The organism is Marinobacter flavimaris (assembly GCF_045057155.1).
Taxonomy (GTDB): domain Bacteria; phylum Pseudomonadota; class Gammaproteobacteria; order Pseudomonadales; family Oleiphilaceae; genus Marinobacter; species Marinobacter manganoxydans.
In genome coordinates, this window is record NZ_CP171359.1 from 4408802 (window position 1) to 4422353 (window position 13552).

A 13552-nucleotide genomic window follows, 5' to 3' on the forward strand; every position below is an offset into this window, starting at 1 on the left:
AGGTGTAACCGTGTCTAAATCTAAATTTGAGCGTAATAAGCCGCACTTGAACGTAGGCACCATTGGTCACGTTGACCATGGTAAAACCACTTTGACTGCTGCCTTGACCCGTGTATGTCACGAAGTTTGGGGTACAGGCTCTGCGAGTGCCTTCGACCAGATCGATAACGCACCGGAAGAGAAGGCGCGTGGTATTACCATTGCGACTTCCCACGTTGAGTACGATTCCCCGAATCGCCACTACGCTCACGTAGACTGCCCGGGCCACGCTGACTATGTGAAGAACATGATCACTGGTGCGGCGCAGATGGACGGCGCGATCCTGGTTTGCTCCGCAGCTGACGGCCCCATGCCGCAGACCCGTGAGCACATCCTGCTGTCCCGTCAGGTTGGCGTACCTTTCATCGTTGTGTTCCTGAACAAAGCGGACATGGTAGACGATGAAGAGCTGCTCGAGCTGGTTGAGATGGAAGTTCGTGACCTGCTGAGCCAGTACGACTTCCCGGGTGACGACACTCCGATCATCACCGGTTCTGCGCTGATGGCGCTGGAAGGCAAAGACGACAACGAGATGGGTACTACCGCTGTTAAGAAGCTGGTAGAAGCTCTGGATGACTACATCCCCGAGCCGGAGCGTGCGATCGATCAGCCGTTCCTGATGCCGATCGAGGACGTCTTCTCTATCTCTGGTCGTGGTACTGTTGTGACCGGCCGTGTTGAGCGTGGCGTTATCAAGACTGGTGACGAAGTGGAAATCGTTGGTATCAAGGATACCGTGAAGACCACTTGTACTGGTGTTGAGATGTTCCGCAAGCTGCTGGACGAAGGTCGTGCCGGTGAGAACATTGGTGCGCTTCTGCGTGGCACCAAGCGTGACGACGTTGAGCGTGGTCAGGTTCTGGCGGTTCCGGGTTCCATCACTCCGCACACCAAGTTCGAGTGCGAAGTGTACGTACTGTCCAAAGAAGAAGGCGGCCGTCATACTCCGTTCTTCAAGGGCTACCGTCCGCAGTTCTACTTCCGTACCACCGACGTAACCGGTTCTTGCGAACTGCCGGAAGGTGTGGAAATGGTTATGCCGGGTGACAACGTCAAGATGAGTGTTACCCTGATTGCTCCGATCGCCATGGAAGATGGCCTGCGCTTCGCGATTCGTGAAGGCGGCCGTACCGTTGGTGCCGGCGTGGTCTCCAAGATCATCGAGTAATCTTCTCGTTTGATCAGGAAAAAGGGGCTGATTCTTCAGCCCCTTTTTCTGTTTCAGCCGCAAAGCCAGCCTGACCCGGTCAACCAGTATTGCTGTTGACAGGGTTGGGTATTATGCATACAATGCGGCTCCTTTTTTTGAAGGTCGGCTAACTAGTAGCTGCTACGAGTGGAGTTTGGTGCATCATGCAAAGCCAAAAAATTCGAATCCGGTTGAAGGCGTTTGATTATCGCCTGATCGACCAGTCCACGCAGGAGATCGTCGATACCGCCAAGCGGACCGGCGCTCAGGTGCGTGGCCCTATCCCTCTGCCGACGCGGAAGGAAAAGTACACCGTATTGATCTCTCCGCACGTCAACAAGGACGCGCGCGATCAGTATGAAATTCGTACGCATAAGCGTTTGCTCGACATCGTTGAGCCGACGGAAAAGACAGTAGATGCTCTGATGAAACTGGACCTGGCAGCAGGTGTAGACGTTCAGATCAGCCTCGGCTAATACCGCCCGGTATTAGTCTGTGTAACTGTCATAAGGCCATAGAGGGTGAGAGCCCCGTACACTTAAGAGGTGAAACATGGCAATTGGTGTTGTCGGTCGTAAGGCCGGTATGACCCGTATTTTTACGGAAGATGGGCAGGCACTGCCCGTAACGGTAATTGAGGTTGAGCCCAACCGCATTACCCAACTGAAAACTCTTGAAAGCGATGGCTACCGCGCCGTTCAGGTGACTGTCGGTACTCGTCGTTCCTCTCGTGTTACCAAGAGCGAAGCGGGCCACTTTGCCAAGGCGGGTGTTGAAGCCGGTCGTGGTATGTGGGAATTCCGTCTTGCCGATGGCGAAGGTGAGGATCTGGCCGCCGGTGGCGAGATTACGGCTTCTGTATTCGAAGACGGTCAGGTGGTAGATGCCATCGGCCAGTCCAAGGGTAAGGGCTTCCAGGGCGGTGTTAAGCGCTGGAACTTCTCCATGCAGGATGCCACTCACGGTAACTCTCTGTCTCACCGTGCTCCGGGTTCCATTGGTCAGAACCAGACTCCGGGCAAGGTATTCAAGGGCAAAAAGATGGCGGGCCAGATGGGTAATGCTCAGGTAACTGTGCAGAACCTGAAAATTGTCCGTGTCGACGCCGAGCGCAACCTGCTGCTGGTAAGTGGTGCCGTTCCCGGCGCAACTGGCGGCGATGTTGTCATCAAGCCTGCAGTTAAAGCCTGAGGAGCGGTGCGATGGAATTGACTATTACAGGTAGCGGCAAGGGAATTTCTGTTTCCGACGCTGCATTCGCCAAAGATTTTAACGAGTCGCTGGTTCACCAGGTAGTGACTGCCTACATGGCAGGCGCCCGCCAGGGTACCAAGGCTCAGAAAACGCGTTCCGAAGTAAGCGGTGGCGGTAAGAAGCCATGGCGTCAGAAGGGCACCGGTCGTGCCCGTGCCGGTACTATCCGTAGTCCGATCTGGCGCTCCGGTGGCGTTACCTTTGCAGCCAAGCCTCGCGGCTTTGAGCAGAAGGTAAACCGCAAAATGTACCGCGCAGCGATGCGCTCCATTTTTTCCGAGCTGGTTCGCCAGGAGCGTCTGGTTGTTGTTGACGACATGAACGTTGACAGCCCGAAGACCAAGGCATTCAACGCCAAGCTGAAGGATATCGGTGTGACCAATGCGCTGATTCTGTCCGACAACGTCGAACAGAACCTGCATCTGGCCTCACGCAACATTCCGCACGTTGACGTGCGTGATATTGCCGGTCTGGATCCGGTTAGCCTGGTTGCCTTCGAGAAGGTCGTTGTGACCGTTCCCGCTCTGAAGAAGATCGAGGAGATGCTGGGATGAATCAGGAACGTATTTACAAGGTCCTGCTTGGGCCGCACGTATCGGAAAAAGCGTCTCTGGCAGCAGAGCGTGGTCAGGTAGTGTTTCGTGTAGCACCTGATGCCACCAAGCCCGAGATCAAAAAAGCCGTTGAGCAGCTGTTCAACGTCACCGTAGAAGGTGTTCAGGTTCTGAACCGTAAGGGTAAGCTCAAGCGCACTATCCGCGGGTTCGGCAAGCGTAATGACATTCGTAAGGCTTACGTAAAGCTGGCAGAAGGTCAGGACATCGATTTTCTGGATGTGGAATAAGGTAAAGGGGTCGTAATATGCCGATCGTCAAAACCAAACCAACATCTGCCGGACGCCGTCACGTTGTAAAGCTTTACAACCCGGATCTGCACACTGGGCGCCCCTACGAGCCGTTGGTAGAAAGAAAGAACAAGACGGGTGGTCGTAACAATGTAGGCCGCATCACAACCCGTCACACGGGTGGTGGCCACAAGAAGCACTACCGTGTCATCGATTTCAAGCGGACCAAAGATGGTATCCCGGCGACTATTGAGCGCCTGGAATACGATCCGAACCGCTCTGCGCACATTGCACTGTTGAAGTATGCCGATGGCGAGCGTCGTTACATCATCGCTCCCAAGGGTATGCAGATCGGTGATCCTGTGCGCTCCGGTATCGACGCGCCAATCAAGGTGGGTAGCACGCTGCCGCTCCGGAATATTCCGGTCGGTTCTGTGATCCACTGCGTCGAACTCAAGCCTGGCAAAGGTGCACAGCTGGCTCGCTCTGCGGGCGCATCCGTACAGCTGGTTGCCCGGGAAGGTGCTTATGCCACCATCCGCCTGCGCTCAGGTGAAATGCGTAAGGTGCTTGTTGACTGTCGCGCAACGTTGGGTGAAGTGTCCAACAGCGAACACAGCCTCAAGCAGCTTGGTAAAGCGGGTGCATCACGTTGGCGCGGCAAACGGCCAACAGTACGTGGTGTTGCTATGAACCCAGTTGACCACCCACATGGTGGTGGTGAAGGGCGTACCTCTGGCGGGCGTCACCCGGTTACTCCGTGGGGTGTTCCGACCAAAGGGCATAAGACTCGTAAGAACAAGCGTACTGACAAAATGATAGTACGTCGTCGTTCGGCCAAGTAAACGACTACATAGAGGTAATTGCTGTGCCACGTTCTTTGAAGAAAGGTCCTTTTATAGACCTGCATCTGTTGAAGAAGGTCGAGGCAGCTCTGGAAGCTAACGACAAGCGGCCGATCAAAACCTGGTCCCGCCGGTCGACAGTCTTTCCGGAGATGGTAGGCCTGACCATTGCAGTCCACAACGGCAAGCAGCACGTGCCGGTTTATGTCACCGAAGATATGGTTGGACATAAGCTGGGTGAGTTCGCGGCAACGCGTACTTATCGTGGTCATGCGGCCGACAAGAAAGCTAAACGCTGATTCTGAGGTAATCAAAATGGAAGTAGCAGCCAAGTATAAGGGCGCTAACCTCTCAGCTCAGAAAGCACGTCTTGTCGCTGACCAAGTACGTGGCAAGGCTGTTGAGGATGCCCTGAACATTCTGACTTTCAGCCCGAAGAAGGCGGCGGTCGTGATCAAGAAAGCTCTTGAGTCCGCCATCGCCAACGCTGAGCATAACGAAGGTCTGGACGTTGACGAACTGCGGGTTTCCACCGTGATGGTGGATGAGGGTCCGACGCTCAAGCGAATCAAAGCTCGAGCCAAGGGGCGCGCTGACCGTATTTTCAAGCGCACCTGCCATATCACCGTCAAGGTCGCCGACAAGTAGGAGATGCTCAGATGGGTCATAAAGTAAATCCAACCGGCATTCGCCTGGGTGTGATCAAAGAGCACAACTCAGTCTGGTATGCCGACAAAAAGGAATACTCCAAGAACCTGCTGAATGATATTCAGGTTCGCGAGTTCCTCGACAAGCGTCTGGTTAAGGCGTCTGTCAGCAAGATTGTGATCGAGCGCCCTGCTCAGAACGCCCGTATCACGATCCATACTGCCCGTCCCGGTATTGTTATCGGTAAGAAGGGTGAAGATGTTGATCGTCTGCGTCGCGAAGTCAGCGATATGATGGGTGTGCCTGTGCACATCAACATCGAAGAAGTCCGCAAGCCGGACCTCGATGCCCGCCTGGTAGCGCAAAACGTTGCCGGCCAGCTGGAGCGTCGTGTGATGTTCCGTCGCGCTATGAAGCGCGCGGTCCAGAACGCCATGCGCCAGGGTGCCAAGGGTATCAAGATCCAGGTTGGCGGTCGTCTCGGGGGTGCTGAAATCGCGCGTTCCGAGTGGTATCGCGAAGGTCGTGTTCCGCTGCACACACTGCGTGCAGATATTGATTACGCAACCTACGAAGCGCATACCACTTACGGCGTAATCGGCGTCAAGGTATGGATCTTCAAAGGTGAGATTCTTGGTGGTATGGAGCAGGTCCGTGCTGACAAGAAAGCCTCTGGGAAGAAAGGTTCTAAGTAAAGGGGCACTCTTATGCTGCAACCAAAACGCACCAAATTCCGCAAGGTAATGAAAGGCCGTAACACCGGTCTTGCTCACCGCGCCAACAAGGTGAGCTTCGGTGAATACGGATTGAAGGCTACGAGCCGTGGGCGTATAACTGCGCGCCAGATTGAGGCAGCGCGTCGTACCATGACTCGTCGCATCAAGCGAGGCGGTAAGATCTGGATCCGGGTATTCCCGGACAAGCCGATCACCGGAAAGCCGCTTGAAGTTCGAATGGGTAAAGGTAAGGGTTCTGTCGAGTATTGGGTGGCTGAAATCCAGCCTGGCCGTATGCTCTACGAGATGGAAGGTGTTTCCGAGGAAATCGCTCGTGACGCATTCACTCTCGCGGCGGCCAAACTGCCGGTACAGACCACCTTTGTAACGAGGACGGTGATGTGATGAAAGCAACAGAGCTGAGTGAAAAGTCAGTCGAGGAGCTGAACAAAGAGCTGATCGACCTCCTGAAGGAGCAGTTCAACCTGCGCATGCGTAAGGCGACAGGTCAGCTGAATCAGTCTCACCTTCTCGGCAAGGTGAAGCGCGACATCGCTCGCGTGAAAACAGTATTGAACGAAAAGGCAGGACAGTGACATGACCGAAGCTACCCAAACTGCCAGAACTCTGAGCGGCAAGGTCGTGAGCAACAAGATGGAGAAGTCCATCGTGGTGCTGGTCGAGCGTCAGGTGAAACACCCGCTGTACGGTAAGTACATGAAGCGTTCAACCAAGATCCACGCTCACGATGAGAGCAATCTGTGCAACATCGGTGACACTGTGACCATTCAGGAAACCCGTCCGGTCTCCAAGACCAAGAGCTGGGCCCTGGTGGAAGTCACTGAACGTGCATCCAAGGTGTAATTCGCCCGGAGAACAACCATGATTCAGACTCAAACAATGCTTGAAGTCGCGGATAACAGCGGTGCGCGTCAGGTGATGTGCATCAAGGTCCTGGGCGGTTCACATCGGCGTTATGCCAGCGTAGGGGATATCATCAAGGTGACCGTCAAGGAAGCCATCCCCCGCGGTAAAGTGAAGAAAGGCCAGGTCCTGAAAGCTGTCGTGGTACGCACCCGCAAGGGTGTTCGCCGTCCCGACGGTTCGCTGATCCGTTTCGACGGAAACGCGGCGGTACTTCTGAACAATCAGGACGCACCGATTGGTACCCGTATCTTCGGACCGGTTACCCGTGAACTGCGTAATGAAAAGTTCATGAAGATTATCTCACTGGCACCCGAAGTACTTTAAAGGACCAGAGGCCGGTTATGAAAAAGATCAAACGAGATGACGAAGTAATCGTCACCACGGGGAAAGATAAAGGCAAACGTGGTAAAGTCCTGAAGGTTCAGGACGATGGCCGCATGGTGGTTTCTGGGATCAATATGATCAAGAAGCACACCAAGCCGAACCCGATGCTGGGCTCCCCAGGTGGCATCGTCGAAAAAGAAGCACCTATCCAGGCTTCGAACGTGGCTATTTTTAATCCGCAGACCGGCAAAGCCGATCGTGTAGGCTTCCAGATCAAGGAAGACGGCGCGAAAGTGCGGATCTTCAAGTCCACGAATGAAGCTGTCGATAACCAGTAAGCGGTGGTGGTTACGATGCTTAACATGAAAGAGCAGTACAGTAAGGAAGTGGTACCCGCCCTGCAGAAAGAGTTCAGCTACAAGAACATCATGCAGGTGCCGCGTATCGAAAAGATCACCCTTAACATGGGTGTCGGCGAAGCGGTTGGTGACAAGAAGCTGATTGAGAATGCTGTGGCGGATCTCGAGCGCCTGGCAGGTCAGAAAGCGGTTGTTACCAAGGCTCGTAAATCCGTCGCGGGTTTCAAAATCCGTGAAGGTTGGCCTATCGGTTGTAAAGTTACCCTGCGCGGCGAGCGTATGTGGGACTTCTTTGATCGTCTGGTTCACATTGCGGTTCCCCGCATTCGTGACTTCCGCGGTCTGAATCCCAAATCGTTCGACGGTCGCGGTAACTACAGCATGGGTGTGCGTGAGCAGATCATTTTCCCCGAGATCGAGTACGACAAAGTCGACAAGATCCGTGGTCTGGATATCACCATTACCACCACTGCCGGTACCGACGACGAAGGTCGCGAACTGTTGAAAGCCTTTGGCTTTCCGTTCAAGAAATAAGGAACGAGTGTAATGGCTAAGGTTTCCATGAAAAACCGTGAGCTCAAGCGCGAAAAGACCGTTGCGAAGTTTGCAGCGAAGCGTGCCGAGCTCAAGGCGATTATCAAGAACCCGAATACCAGCGATGATGACCGTTGGGACGCACAGATGAAGCTTCAGCAGCTTCCTCGCGATGCTTCTCCTTCGCGTCTTCGTAATCGTTGCCAGGTGACTGGTCGTCCCCACGGCGTTCTGCGCAAGTTTGAGCTGTCACGGATCAAACTCCGTGAATACGGCATGCGCGGTGACGTTCCGGGCCTGACCAAGGCAAGCTGGTAAGATAGGCACCCTGACCTCGGTCGGGTGCCTGTTGGTAAGCGGTGCGGCAAGCCGCTGCACAACTAAAAAGATCAGGAGCCTCATACCAATGAGTATGCAAGACACGCTTGCGGATATGTTTACCCGTATCCGTAATGCACAGATGGCATCGAAAGCAGACGTTACGATGCCGTCTTCAAAAATGAAGATCTCCGTAGCCCAAGTCCTTAAGGACGAAGGTTACGTCGACGATTACTCCGTTTCAGCCGACGCGAAGCCCGAGCTGACGATTACTCTGAAATACTTCGGTGGCAAGCCGGTTATTGAAGAGATCAAGCGGGTCAGCCGTCCGAGTCTGCGCCAGTACAACGGCGCTGGGGAACTGCCGAAAGTATCCGGTGGTCTGGGAGTCGCGATTGTCTCAACGTCCAAGGGCGTTATGACAGACCGCGCCGCACGAGCTGCTGGCGTGGGTGGCGAAGTCATCTGCACCGTATTCTAGGAGATACACATGTCCAGGGTTGCCAATAATCCTGTCGTGCTGCCTTCCGGTGTTGAGGTTAAGCTGAACGGACAGGAAATTAGTGTGAAGGGTTCCAAGGGAGCGCTTCAAATCACCATTCACCAAGCGGTTGAAGTAAAGCAGGAAGAGAATGTTCTGCGCTTTGCGGCCCGCGATGGTGCTACCAAGTCCCGCGCCCTTGCTGGTACTACTCGTGCACTGGTCAACAACATGGTGACCGGTGTTTCCACAGGCTGGGAACGTAAACTCCAGCTGACGGGCGTAGGTTACCGTGCCCAGGCGCAAGGTAAGAAGCTCAATCTGACTCTGGGTTTCTCACACCCGGTCGAGTATGAGCTGCCCGAGGGGATTACCGCAGAAACTCCGTCCAATACGGAAGTTGTGATTCGCGGTATCGACAAGCAACAGGTTGGCCAGGTCGCTGCGGAAGTCCGCGCGTTCCGTCCGCCCGAGCCTTATAAGGGCAAGGGTGTTCGTTATGCGGATGAGCAGGTCAGACGCAAAGAAGCCAAGAAGAAATAAGGCGGGACTATGAGCGCGAATACTGAAAGATTGCGTCGCGCACGCAAAGTGCGCATGAAGATCCGTGAACTGGGTACCAATCGTCTGTGCGTTCACCGCACACCGCGTCACATGTACGCCCAGGTCACAACTGCAGACGGCAGCAAGGTGCTGGCTTCTGCCTCCACGTTGGATAAGGAACTGCGCCAGGGTGCAACCGGTAACGTGGACGCTGCCAAAAAGGTCGGTCAGCTGATCGCTGAGCGTGCCAAGGCAGCAGGTGTAGAGCAGGTTGCTTTTGACCGCTCCGGTTACCGTTATCACGGCCGTATTCAGGCTCTGGCCGACGCAGCCCGTGAAGCTGGCTTGCAATTCTAAGAGGTGGAGAAGATGAGCGTTAACGAACAGAAGGCGCCTGAGCTCCAGGAAAAGCTGGTTCAGGTCAATCGTGTCGCCAAGGTTGTTAAAGGTGGCCGTATTTTCGCCTTCACCGCACTGACTGTAGTGGGTGATGGTAAAGGTCGCGTTGGTTTCGGTCGTGGCAAGGCGCGTGAAGTGCCGGTTGCCATCCAGAAGGCCATGGAAGCTGCACGCAAGAACATGGTAGAAGTTCCGCTTGACGGTACTACCCTGCAATACCCGGTCAAGGCTCAGCATGGCGGCTCCAAGGTCTACATGCAGCCTGCATCCGAAGGTACTGGTATCATCGCCGGCGGTGCGATGCGCGCAGTACTGGAAGTGGCGGGTGTTCAGAACGTACTGTCCAAGTGTTACGGGTCTACCAACCCGGTGAACGTGGTACGTTCCACCATCAAGGGTCTCCAGGCAACTCAAGCGCCTGAAGATATTGCAGCCAAGCGCGGTAAGACCGTGGAAGAGATTCTGGGTTGAAGTCATGGCGAACGCAAAAACGATCAAAGTAACTCTGACCCGCAGCCCCATCGGCTGCCAGCCCAAGCACAAGTTGTGTGTGAAGGGCCTGGGTCTTCGTAAAATCGGTCACACCGTGGAAGTGGAAGATACCCCTTCCATCCGCGGCATGATCAACCGGGTTGATTACCTGGTTCGGGTTGAGGAGAACTAAGATGCGTCTGAACGAACTTAGTCCGGAACCCGGTTCACGCCAGGCCCCCAAGCGGGTCGGTCGTGGTATCGGTAGCGGTCTCGGTAAAACCGGCGGTCGTGGTCACAAGGGTCTGAAAGCCCGCTCTGGTGGCAGTGTAGCGCCCGGTTTCGAGGGTGGTCAGCAGCCGTTGGCCCGTCGTCTGCCGAAGTTTGGCTTCACCTCCCGTCAGCAGCGCTACGTTGCTGAAATTCGCCTGAACGAGTTGGCGAAGGTTGAAGGCGATGTGGTGGATCTGGAAGCCCTGAAAAAGGCAGACATTATTCGCGGAGAGATTCGCGAAGCCAAGGTTATCATGTCCGGCGAACTGAGCCGCGCGGTAACTGTGAAGGGACTTCGGGTAACCAAAGGCGCGCGCGAGGCAATTTCTGCCGCGGGTGGTAAAGTCGAAGACTAAGGCGAGTCGAGGACTAAATGGCCAAGAACGCATCATTGCCTGCGGGCGCGGGTAAAGGGCTGGCAGAGCTGCGATCGCGGCTCTGGTTTGTCTTCCTGGCATTGCTGGTGTACCGGATTGGTGCCCACATTCCGGTGCCGGGTATCAACCCCGACCGTCTGGCGGCACTGTTTGAACAGAACCAGGGCACAATCCTGAGCATGTTCAACATGTTTTCCGGTGGTGCGCTTGAGCGCATGAGTATCTTCGCTCTCGGTATCATGCCGTACATTTCGGCCTCTATCATCATGCAGCTCATGACTGCGGTTAGTCCGCAGCTTGAGCAGCTGAAGAAAGAAGGCGAGGCTGGCCGTCGAAAGATCAGCCAGTACACACGGTATGGTACGGTTATCCTGGCCCTGGTTCAGGGTTTTGGTATTTCTGTCGGTCTGGCATCTCAGGGTGTCACTTTCAATGACAGCTTCAGCTTCCACTTTGTGGCGGTTGTGTCATTCGTGAGTGGTGCCGTGTTCATGATGTGGCTTGGCGAGCAGATCACCGAGCGGGGTGTTGGTAACGGCATCTCCCTGCTGATCTTCGCCGGTATCGTCGCCGGGCTTCCCGGTGCGATCGGTCAGACGCTCGAGCAGGCCCGAAATGGTGAGATGAGCCTGCTGGTCGTTCTCGGTATTGGTGTTCTTGCGGTTGCTGTTATCGGCTTCGTGGTCTTCATGGAGCGCGGGCAGCGCAGGCTGACAATCAATTACGCCAAGCGGCAACAGGGTCGCCGGGTGTTCGCCCAGCAGTCCAGTCACCTTCCCCTGAAGGTAAATATGGCCGGTGTTATTCCGCCCATCTTTGCGTCTTCCATTCTGCTCTTCCCGGCATCGCTGGGGCAGTGGTTTGGTCAGGGTGAGGGTATGGAATGGCTGAGCGATGTATCCCAGGCTCTGGCGCCGAGCCAGCCGTTGTACATTATCCTGTTTGCAGCAGCAGTGGTTTTCTTCTGCTTCTTCTATACAGCCCTGATGTACAACCCGAAGGAAGTTGCGGATAACCTCAAGCGCTCTGGAGCGTTTATTCCGGGCATTCGTCCTGGTGATCAGACTGCCAAGTATATCGATGGTGTTCTGACCCGTCTGACGCTGTTCGGTGCAATGTACATTGCAGCAGTTTCCCTGTTCCCTCAGTTCCTGATGGTGGCCGGGAATGTACCGTTCTATCTGGGTGGTACCTCTCTGCTGATTGTTGTAGTCGTGGTGATGGATTTCATGGCGCAGGTTCAGTCGCACCTGATGTCCCATCAGTATGAATCGCTGATGAAGAAGTCCAATCTCAAGGGCTATGGTCGGAACGGTTAATCCCGTTCCCCTTGAAAACTGGAGTCGACAATGAAAGTACGCGCTTCGGTAAAGAAAATTTGCCGTAACTGCAAAGTAATTCGTCGCAATGGCTCGGTACGAGTCATTTGCTCGGAGCCTCGTCACAAGCAACGCCAGGGTTGATTCCGAGAGGAATCGTTCCTGACATTGTAGGGTTTCGGAATGATGGCGCTTGACTCCATGCGGGGTCAGGCGCTATTATTTCGCGCCCTTTTTGTGGCGGAAAATTCACACAGCAAAGCTTTGAACGCGGAGTAATTTGGATGGCACGTATAGCCGGTGTCAATATACCCGATCACAAACATGCTGTTGTCTCGCTGACCTACATCTTTGGTGTTGGCAAGACCACAGCCCAGAAGCTTTGCGATGCAACCGGCGTCAAGCCGGACGTCAAGGTCAAAGACCTTAGCGACGAGCAGCTTGAAGCACTTCGTACTGAAGTGGGCAAGGTGTCTGTCGAAGGCGATCTGCGTCGTGAAGTACAGATGAACATCAAGCGTTTGAAGGATCTCGGATGCCACCGTGGTCTGCGTCATCGTCATGGCCTTCCGGTCCGTGGCCAGCGCACCAAGACCAACGCACGCACCCGTAAAGGTCCACGCAAACCTATTCGTAAGTAACAGGTAGGCAAACATGGCAAAGCCAGGTACACGTACCCGTAAAAAGGTGAAAAAGACGGTTGTTGATGGCGTCGCGCACATTCACGCGTCCTTCAACAACACTATCGTGACCATTTCTGACCGTCAGGGCAACGTCCTGTCCTGGGCCACTTCTGGTGGTTCCGGTTTCCGTGGGTCACGCAAGAGTACACCTTTTGCTGCGCAGGTAGCAGCTGAAAGAGCCGGTAATGCGGCTGCTGAATACGGCCTTAAAAACCTGGACGTAGAGGTTAAGGGTCCTGGGCCCGGACGTGAGTCTGCAGTTCGCGCGCTGAATGCGTGTGGCTACAAGATCACCAACATCACAGATGTGACGCCGATTCCCCACAACGGCTGTCGTCCGCCCAAGAAGCGCCGCGTCTAACACAGGAGACAGTGAATTATGGCTCGTTATATAGGCCCGAAGTGCAAGCTGTCTCGTCGTGAAGGGACAGATCTTTTTCTGAAGAGCGGTGTTCGCGCGCTCGATTCCAAGTGCAACATCGAGACTCCGCCGGGTATGCACGGCGCGCGTCGCGGTCGTCTGTCCGAGTACGGCGTACAGCTTCGTGAGAAACAGAAAGTTCGTCGTATCTACGGCGTTCTGGAGAAGCAGTTCCGCAACTATTACAAAGAGGCCGCCCGAGGCAAAGGTGCAACTGGTGAAAACCTGCTGCAACTGCTGGAAGGTCGTCTCGATAACGTTGTATACCGCATGGGCTTTGGTTCTACCCGTGCAGAAGCCCGTCAGCTCGTCTCTCATAAGGCGATCCTGGTCAACGACAAGACGGTTAATATTCCGTCCTACCAGGTCCGGCCGGGTGATGTTGTGAGCGTGCGTGAAAAGGCGAAGAACCAGCTGCGTGTTAAAGGCGCACTGGATCTGTCTGCAAGCCGTGCACCGGTGAGCTGGGTAGAGGTCGACGCCAACAAGATGTCCGGCGTTTACAAGTCAGTACCCGAGCGTACTGAACTGCCGGCCGACATCAACGAGAACCTCATCGTCGAGCTTTACTCCAAGTAAAGCCCAGTT

General features: G+C 54.8%; 27 protein-coding genes. All 27 read left to right on the forward strand.

Annotation, left to right across the window (positions count from 1 at the left end; translation table 11 throughout):
• The first annotated feature begins 10 nt into the window (after positions 1-10).
• The 27 genes from tuf (at position 11) to rpsD (ending at position 13543) form a co-directional block, all read left to right on the forward strand.
• A complete protein-coding gene (gene tuf, locus ACGK9W_RS20555; RefSeq protein ID WP_008174851.1) occupies positions 11-1207 on the forward strand; it encodes an elongation factor Tu in 1197 nt (398 codons plus the stop codon).
• Between the two features lie 185 nt (positions 1208-1392).
• Entirely contained in the window at positions 1393-1704 is a 312-nt protein-coding gene (gene rpsJ / locus ACGK9W_RS20560) for a 30S ribosomal protein S10 (RefSeq protein ID WP_004580743.1), read from the forward strand.
• Positions 1705-1780: 76 nt separating this feature from the next.
• Positions 1781-2419 carry a 50S ribosomal protein L3 gene (rplC, locus tag ACGK9W_RS20565; protein WP_008174858.1) on the forward strand — a complete coding sequence of 213 codons (639 nt, stop codon included), beginning with the start codon at positions 1781-1783 and terminating at the stop codon, positions 2417-2419.
• A gap of 11 nt (positions 2420-2430) precedes the next feature.
• Positions 2431-3036: a 50S ribosomal protein L4 gene (rplD, locus tag ACGK9W_RS20570; protein WP_008174860.1), complete on the forward strand. Its 606-nt coding sequence runs from the start codon at positions 2431-2433 to the stop codon at positions 3034-3036.
• Positions 3033-3326, forward strand: a complete 294-nt coding sequence (gene rplW / locus ACGK9W_RS20575; RefSeq protein WP_008174862.1) for a 50S ribosomal protein L23 — start codon at positions 3033-3035, stop codon at positions 3324-3326. The genes rplD and rplW overlap by 4 nt, the downstream gene beginning before the upstream one ends.
• 17 nt (positions 3327-3343) lie before the next feature.
• Entirely contained in the window at positions 3344-4171 is an 828-nt protein-coding gene (gene rplB, locus ACGK9W_RS20580; RefSeq protein ID WP_008174864.1) for a 50S ribosomal protein L2, read from the forward strand.
• 23 nt (positions 4172-4194) lie between these two features.
• Positions 4195-4470: a 30S ribosomal protein S19 gene (gene rpsS, locus ACGK9W_RS20585; protein ID WP_007154011.1), complete on the forward strand. Its 276-nt coding sequence runs from the start codon at positions 4195-4197 to the stop codon at positions 4468-4470.
• A gap of 16 nt (positions 4471-4486) precedes the next feature.
• Positions 4487-4819: a 50S ribosomal protein L22 gene (rplV, locus tag ACGK9W_RS20590; RefSeq protein ID WP_008174870.1), complete on the forward strand. Its 333-nt coding sequence runs from the start codon at positions 4487-4489 to the stop codon at positions 4817-4819.
• Between the two features lie 11 nt (positions 4820-4830).
• The gene (gene rpsC, locus ACGK9W_RS20595) at positions 4831-5514 is read left to right on the forward strand and encodes a 30S ribosomal protein S3 (RefSeq protein WP_008174872.1); all 684 of its coding nucleotides are present in this window, start codon (positions 4831-4833) and stop codon (positions 5512-5514) included.
• Positions 5515-5526: 12 nt separating this feature from the next.
• On the forward strand, positions 5527-5940 hold the full coding sequence (gene rplP, locus ACGK9W_RS20600) for a 50S ribosomal protein L16 (RefSeq protein WP_008174875.1): 414 nt from the start codon (positions 5527-5529) through the stop codon (positions 5938-5940).
• Positions 5940-6131 (forward strand): 50S ribosomal protein L29, encoded by a 192-nt coding sequence (rpmC, locus tag ACGK9W_RS20605; RefSeq protein WP_405418473.1) that lies wholly within the window; start codon positions 5940-5942, stop codon positions 6129-6131. The genes rplP and rpmC overlap by 1 nt, the downstream gene beginning before the upstream one ends.
• A gap of 1 nt (position 6132) precedes the next feature.
• Positions 6133-6399, forward strand: a complete 267-nt coding sequence (gene rpsQ / locus ACGK9W_RS20610; RefSeq protein WP_405418475.1) for a 30S ribosomal protein S17 — start codon at positions 6133-6135, stop codon at positions 6397-6399.
• Between the two features lie 18 nt (positions 6400-6417).
• Positions 6418-6786, forward strand: a complete 369-nt coding sequence (rplN, locus tag ACGK9W_RS20615) for a 50S ribosomal protein L14 (protein ID WP_007154005.1) — start codon at positions 6418-6420, stop codon at positions 6784-6786.
• A 17-nt stretch (positions 6787-6803) separates the two neighbouring features.
• Complete coding sequence (gene rplX / locus ACGK9W_RS20620; RefSeq protein WP_008174881.1) at positions 6804-7124, forward strand: 50S ribosomal protein L24; 321 nt, start codon at positions 6804-6806, stop codon at positions 7122-7124.
• Between the two features lie 15 nt (positions 7125-7139).
• Positions 7140-7679, forward strand: a complete 540-nt coding sequence (gene rplE / locus ACGK9W_RS20625) for a 50S ribosomal protein L5 (protein ID WP_008174883.1) — start codon at positions 7140-7142, stop codon at positions 7677-7679.
• Positions 7680-7691: 12 nt separating this feature from the next.
• Positions 7692-7997, forward strand: coding sequence for a 30S ribosomal protein S14 (gene rpsN, locus ACGK9W_RS20630; protein WP_008174884.1), 306 nt, complete (start codon positions 7692-7694; stop codon positions 7995-7997).
• Between the two features lie 88 nt (positions 7998-8085).
• On the forward strand, positions 8086-8478 hold the full coding sequence (gene rpsH, locus ACGK9W_RS20635; protein ID WP_405418478.1) for a 30S ribosomal protein S8: 393 nt from the start codon (positions 8086-8088) through the stop codon (positions 8476-8478).
• Between the two features lie 9 nt (positions 8479-8487).
• Entirely contained in the window at positions 8488-9021 is a 534-nt protein-coding gene (rplF, locus tag ACGK9W_RS20640; protein WP_008174888.1) for a 50S ribosomal protein L6, read from the forward strand.
• Between the two features lie 9 nt (positions 9022-9030).
• Positions 9031-9378, forward strand: a complete 348-nt coding sequence (gene rplR / locus ACGK9W_RS20645) for a 50S ribosomal protein L18 (protein ID WP_041644927.1) — start codon at positions 9031-9033, stop codon at positions 9376-9378.
• A 12-nt stretch (positions 9379-9390) separates the two neighbouring features.
• The gene (gene rpsE / locus ACGK9W_RS20650; RefSeq protein WP_008174892.1) at positions 9391-9891 is read left to right on the forward strand and encodes a 30S ribosomal protein S5; all 501 of its coding nucleotides are present in this window, start codon (positions 9391-9393) and stop codon (positions 9889-9891) included.
• Positions 9892-9895: 4 nt separating this feature from the next.
• Positions 9896-10084: a 50S ribosomal protein L30 gene (gene rpmD, locus ACGK9W_RS20655; protein WP_012139786.1), complete on the forward strand. Its 189-nt coding sequence runs from the start codon at positions 9896-9898 to the stop codon at positions 10082-10084.
• A 1-nt stretch (position 10085) separates the two neighbouring features.
• Positions 10086-10520: a 50S ribosomal protein L15 gene (rplO, locus tag ACGK9W_RS20660; RefSeq protein ID WP_014575962.1), complete on the forward strand. Its 435-nt coding sequence runs from the start codon at positions 10086-10088 to the stop codon at positions 10518-10520.
• 17 nt (positions 10521-10537) lie between these two features.
• Positions 10538-11860, forward strand: a complete 1323-nt coding sequence (secY, locus tag ACGK9W_RS20665; protein ID WP_008174899.1) for a preprotein translocase subunit SecY — start codon at positions 10538-10540, stop codon at positions 11858-11860.
• Positions 11861-11890: 30 nt separating this feature from the next.
• A complete protein-coding gene (gene rpmJ / locus ACGK9W_RS20670; protein WP_008174902.1) occupies positions 11891-12004 on the forward strand; it encodes a 50S ribosomal protein L36 in 114 nt (37 codons plus the stop codon).
• Positions 12005-12144: 140 nt separating this feature from the next.
• The gene (gene rpsM / locus ACGK9W_RS20675; protein ID WP_014575963.1) at positions 12145-12501 is read left to right on the forward strand and encodes a 30S ribosomal protein S13; all 357 of its coding nucleotides are present in this window, start codon (positions 12145-12147) and stop codon (positions 12499-12501) included.
• A gap of 13 nt (positions 12502-12514) precedes the next feature.
• Positions 12515-12904, forward strand: a complete 390-nt coding sequence (gene rpsK / locus ACGK9W_RS20680; RefSeq protein ID WP_007153992.1) for a 30S ribosomal protein S11 — start codon at positions 12515-12517, stop codon at positions 12902-12904.
• Between the two features lie 18 nt (positions 12905-12922).
• A complete protein-coding gene (gene rpsD, locus ACGK9W_RS20685) occupies positions 12923-13543 on the forward strand; it encodes a 30S ribosomal protein S4 (protein ID WP_053114301.1) in 621 nt (206 codons plus the stop codon).
• Positions 13544-13552: the final 9 nt, after the last annotated feature.

Bases quoted from the DNA above. Each gene is read 5' to 3' on its own strand.
- rpsJ (WP_004580743.1), top strand. From the start codon at position 1,393: ATGCAAAGCCAAAAAATTCGAATCCGGTTGAAGGCGTTTGATTATCGC.
- rplC (WP_008174858.1), top strand. From the start codon at position 1,781: ATGGCAATTGGTGTTGTCGGTCGTAAGGCCGGTATGACCCGTATTTTT.
- rplD (WP_008174860.1), top strand. From the start codon at position 2,431: ATGGAATTGACTATTACAGGTAGCGGCAAGGGAATTTCTGTTTCCGAC.
- rplW (WP_008174862.1), top strand. From the start codon at position 3,033: ATGAATCAGGAACGTATTTACAAGGTCCTGCTTGGGCCGCACGTATCG.
- rplB (WP_008174864.1), top strand. From the start codon at position 3,344: ATGCCGATCGTCAAAACCAAACCAACATCTGCCGGACGCCGTCACGTT.
- rplV (WP_008174870.1), top strand. From the start codon at position 4,487: ATGGAAGTAGCAGCCAAGTATAAGGGCGCTAACCTCTCAGCTCAGAAA.
- rpsC (WP_008174872.1), top strand. From the start codon at position 4,831: ATGGGTCATAAAGTAAATCCAACCGGCATTCGCCTGGGTGTGATCAAA.
- rplP (WP_008174875.1), top strand. From the start codon at position 5,527: ATGCTGCAACCAAAACGCACCAAATTCCGCAAGGTAATGAAAGGCCGT.
- rpmC (WP_405418473.1), top strand. From the start codon at position 5,940: ATGAAAGCAACAGAGCTGAGTGAAAAGTCAGTCGAGGAGCTGAACAAA.
- rpsQ (WP_405418475.1), top strand. From the start codon at position 6,133: ATGACCGAAGCTACCCAAACTGCCAGAACTCTGAGCGGCAAGGTCGTG.
- rplN (WP_007154005.1), top strand. From the start codon at position 6,418: ATGATTCAGACTCAAACAATGCTTGAAGTCGCGGATAACAGCGGTGCG.
- rplX (WP_008174881.1), top strand. From the start codon at position 6,804: ATGAAAAAGATCAAACGAGATGACGAAGTAATCGTCACCACGGGGAAA.
- rplE (WP_008174883.1), top strand. From the start codon at position 7,140: ATGCTTAACATGAAAGAGCAGTACAGTAAGGAAGTGGTACCCGCCCTG.
- rpsN (WP_008174884.1), top strand. From the start codon at position 7,692: ATGGCTAAGGTTTCCATGAAAAACCGTGAGCTCAAGCGCGAAAAGACC.
- rpsH (WP_405418478.1), top strand. From the start codon at position 8,086: ATGAGTATGCAAGACACGCTTGCGGATATGTTTACCCGTATCCGTAAT.
- rplF (WP_008174888.1), top strand. From the start codon at position 8,488: ATGTCCAGGGTTGCCAATAATCCTGTCGTGCTGCCTTCCGGTGTTGAG.
- rplR (WP_041644927.1), top strand. From the start codon at position 9,031: ATGAGCGCGAATACTGAAAGATTGCGTCGCGCACGCAAAGTGCGCATG.
- rpsE (WP_008174892.1), top strand. From the start codon at position 9,391: ATGAGCGTTAACGAACAGAAGGCGCCTGAGCTCCAGGAAAAGCTGGTT.
- rpmD (WP_012139786.1), top strand. From the start codon at position 9,896: ATGGCGAACGCAAAAACGATCAAAGTAACTCTGACCCGCAGCCCCATC.
- rplO (WP_014575962.1), top strand. From the start codon at position 10,086: ATGCGTCTGAACGAACTTAGTCCGGAACCCGGTTCACGCCAGGCCCCC.
- secY (WP_008174899.1), top strand. From the start codon at position 10,538: ATGGCCAAGAACGCATCATTGCCTGCGGGCGCGGGTAAAGGGCTGGCA.
- rpmJ (WP_008174902.1), top strand. From the start codon at position 11,891: ATGAAAGTACGCGCTTCGGTAAAGAAAATTTGCCGTAACTGCAAAGTA.
- rpsM (WP_014575963.1), top strand. From the start codon at position 12,145: ATGGCACGTATAGCCGGTGTCAATATACCCGATCACAAACATGCTGTT.
- rpsK (WP_007153992.1), top strand. From the start codon at position 12,515: ATGGCAAAGCCAGGTACACGTACCCGTAAAAAGGTGAAAAAGACGGTT.
- rpsD (WP_053114301.1), top strand. From the start codon at position 12,923: ATGGCTCGTTATATAGGCCCGAAGTGCAAGCTGTCTCGTCGTGAAGGG.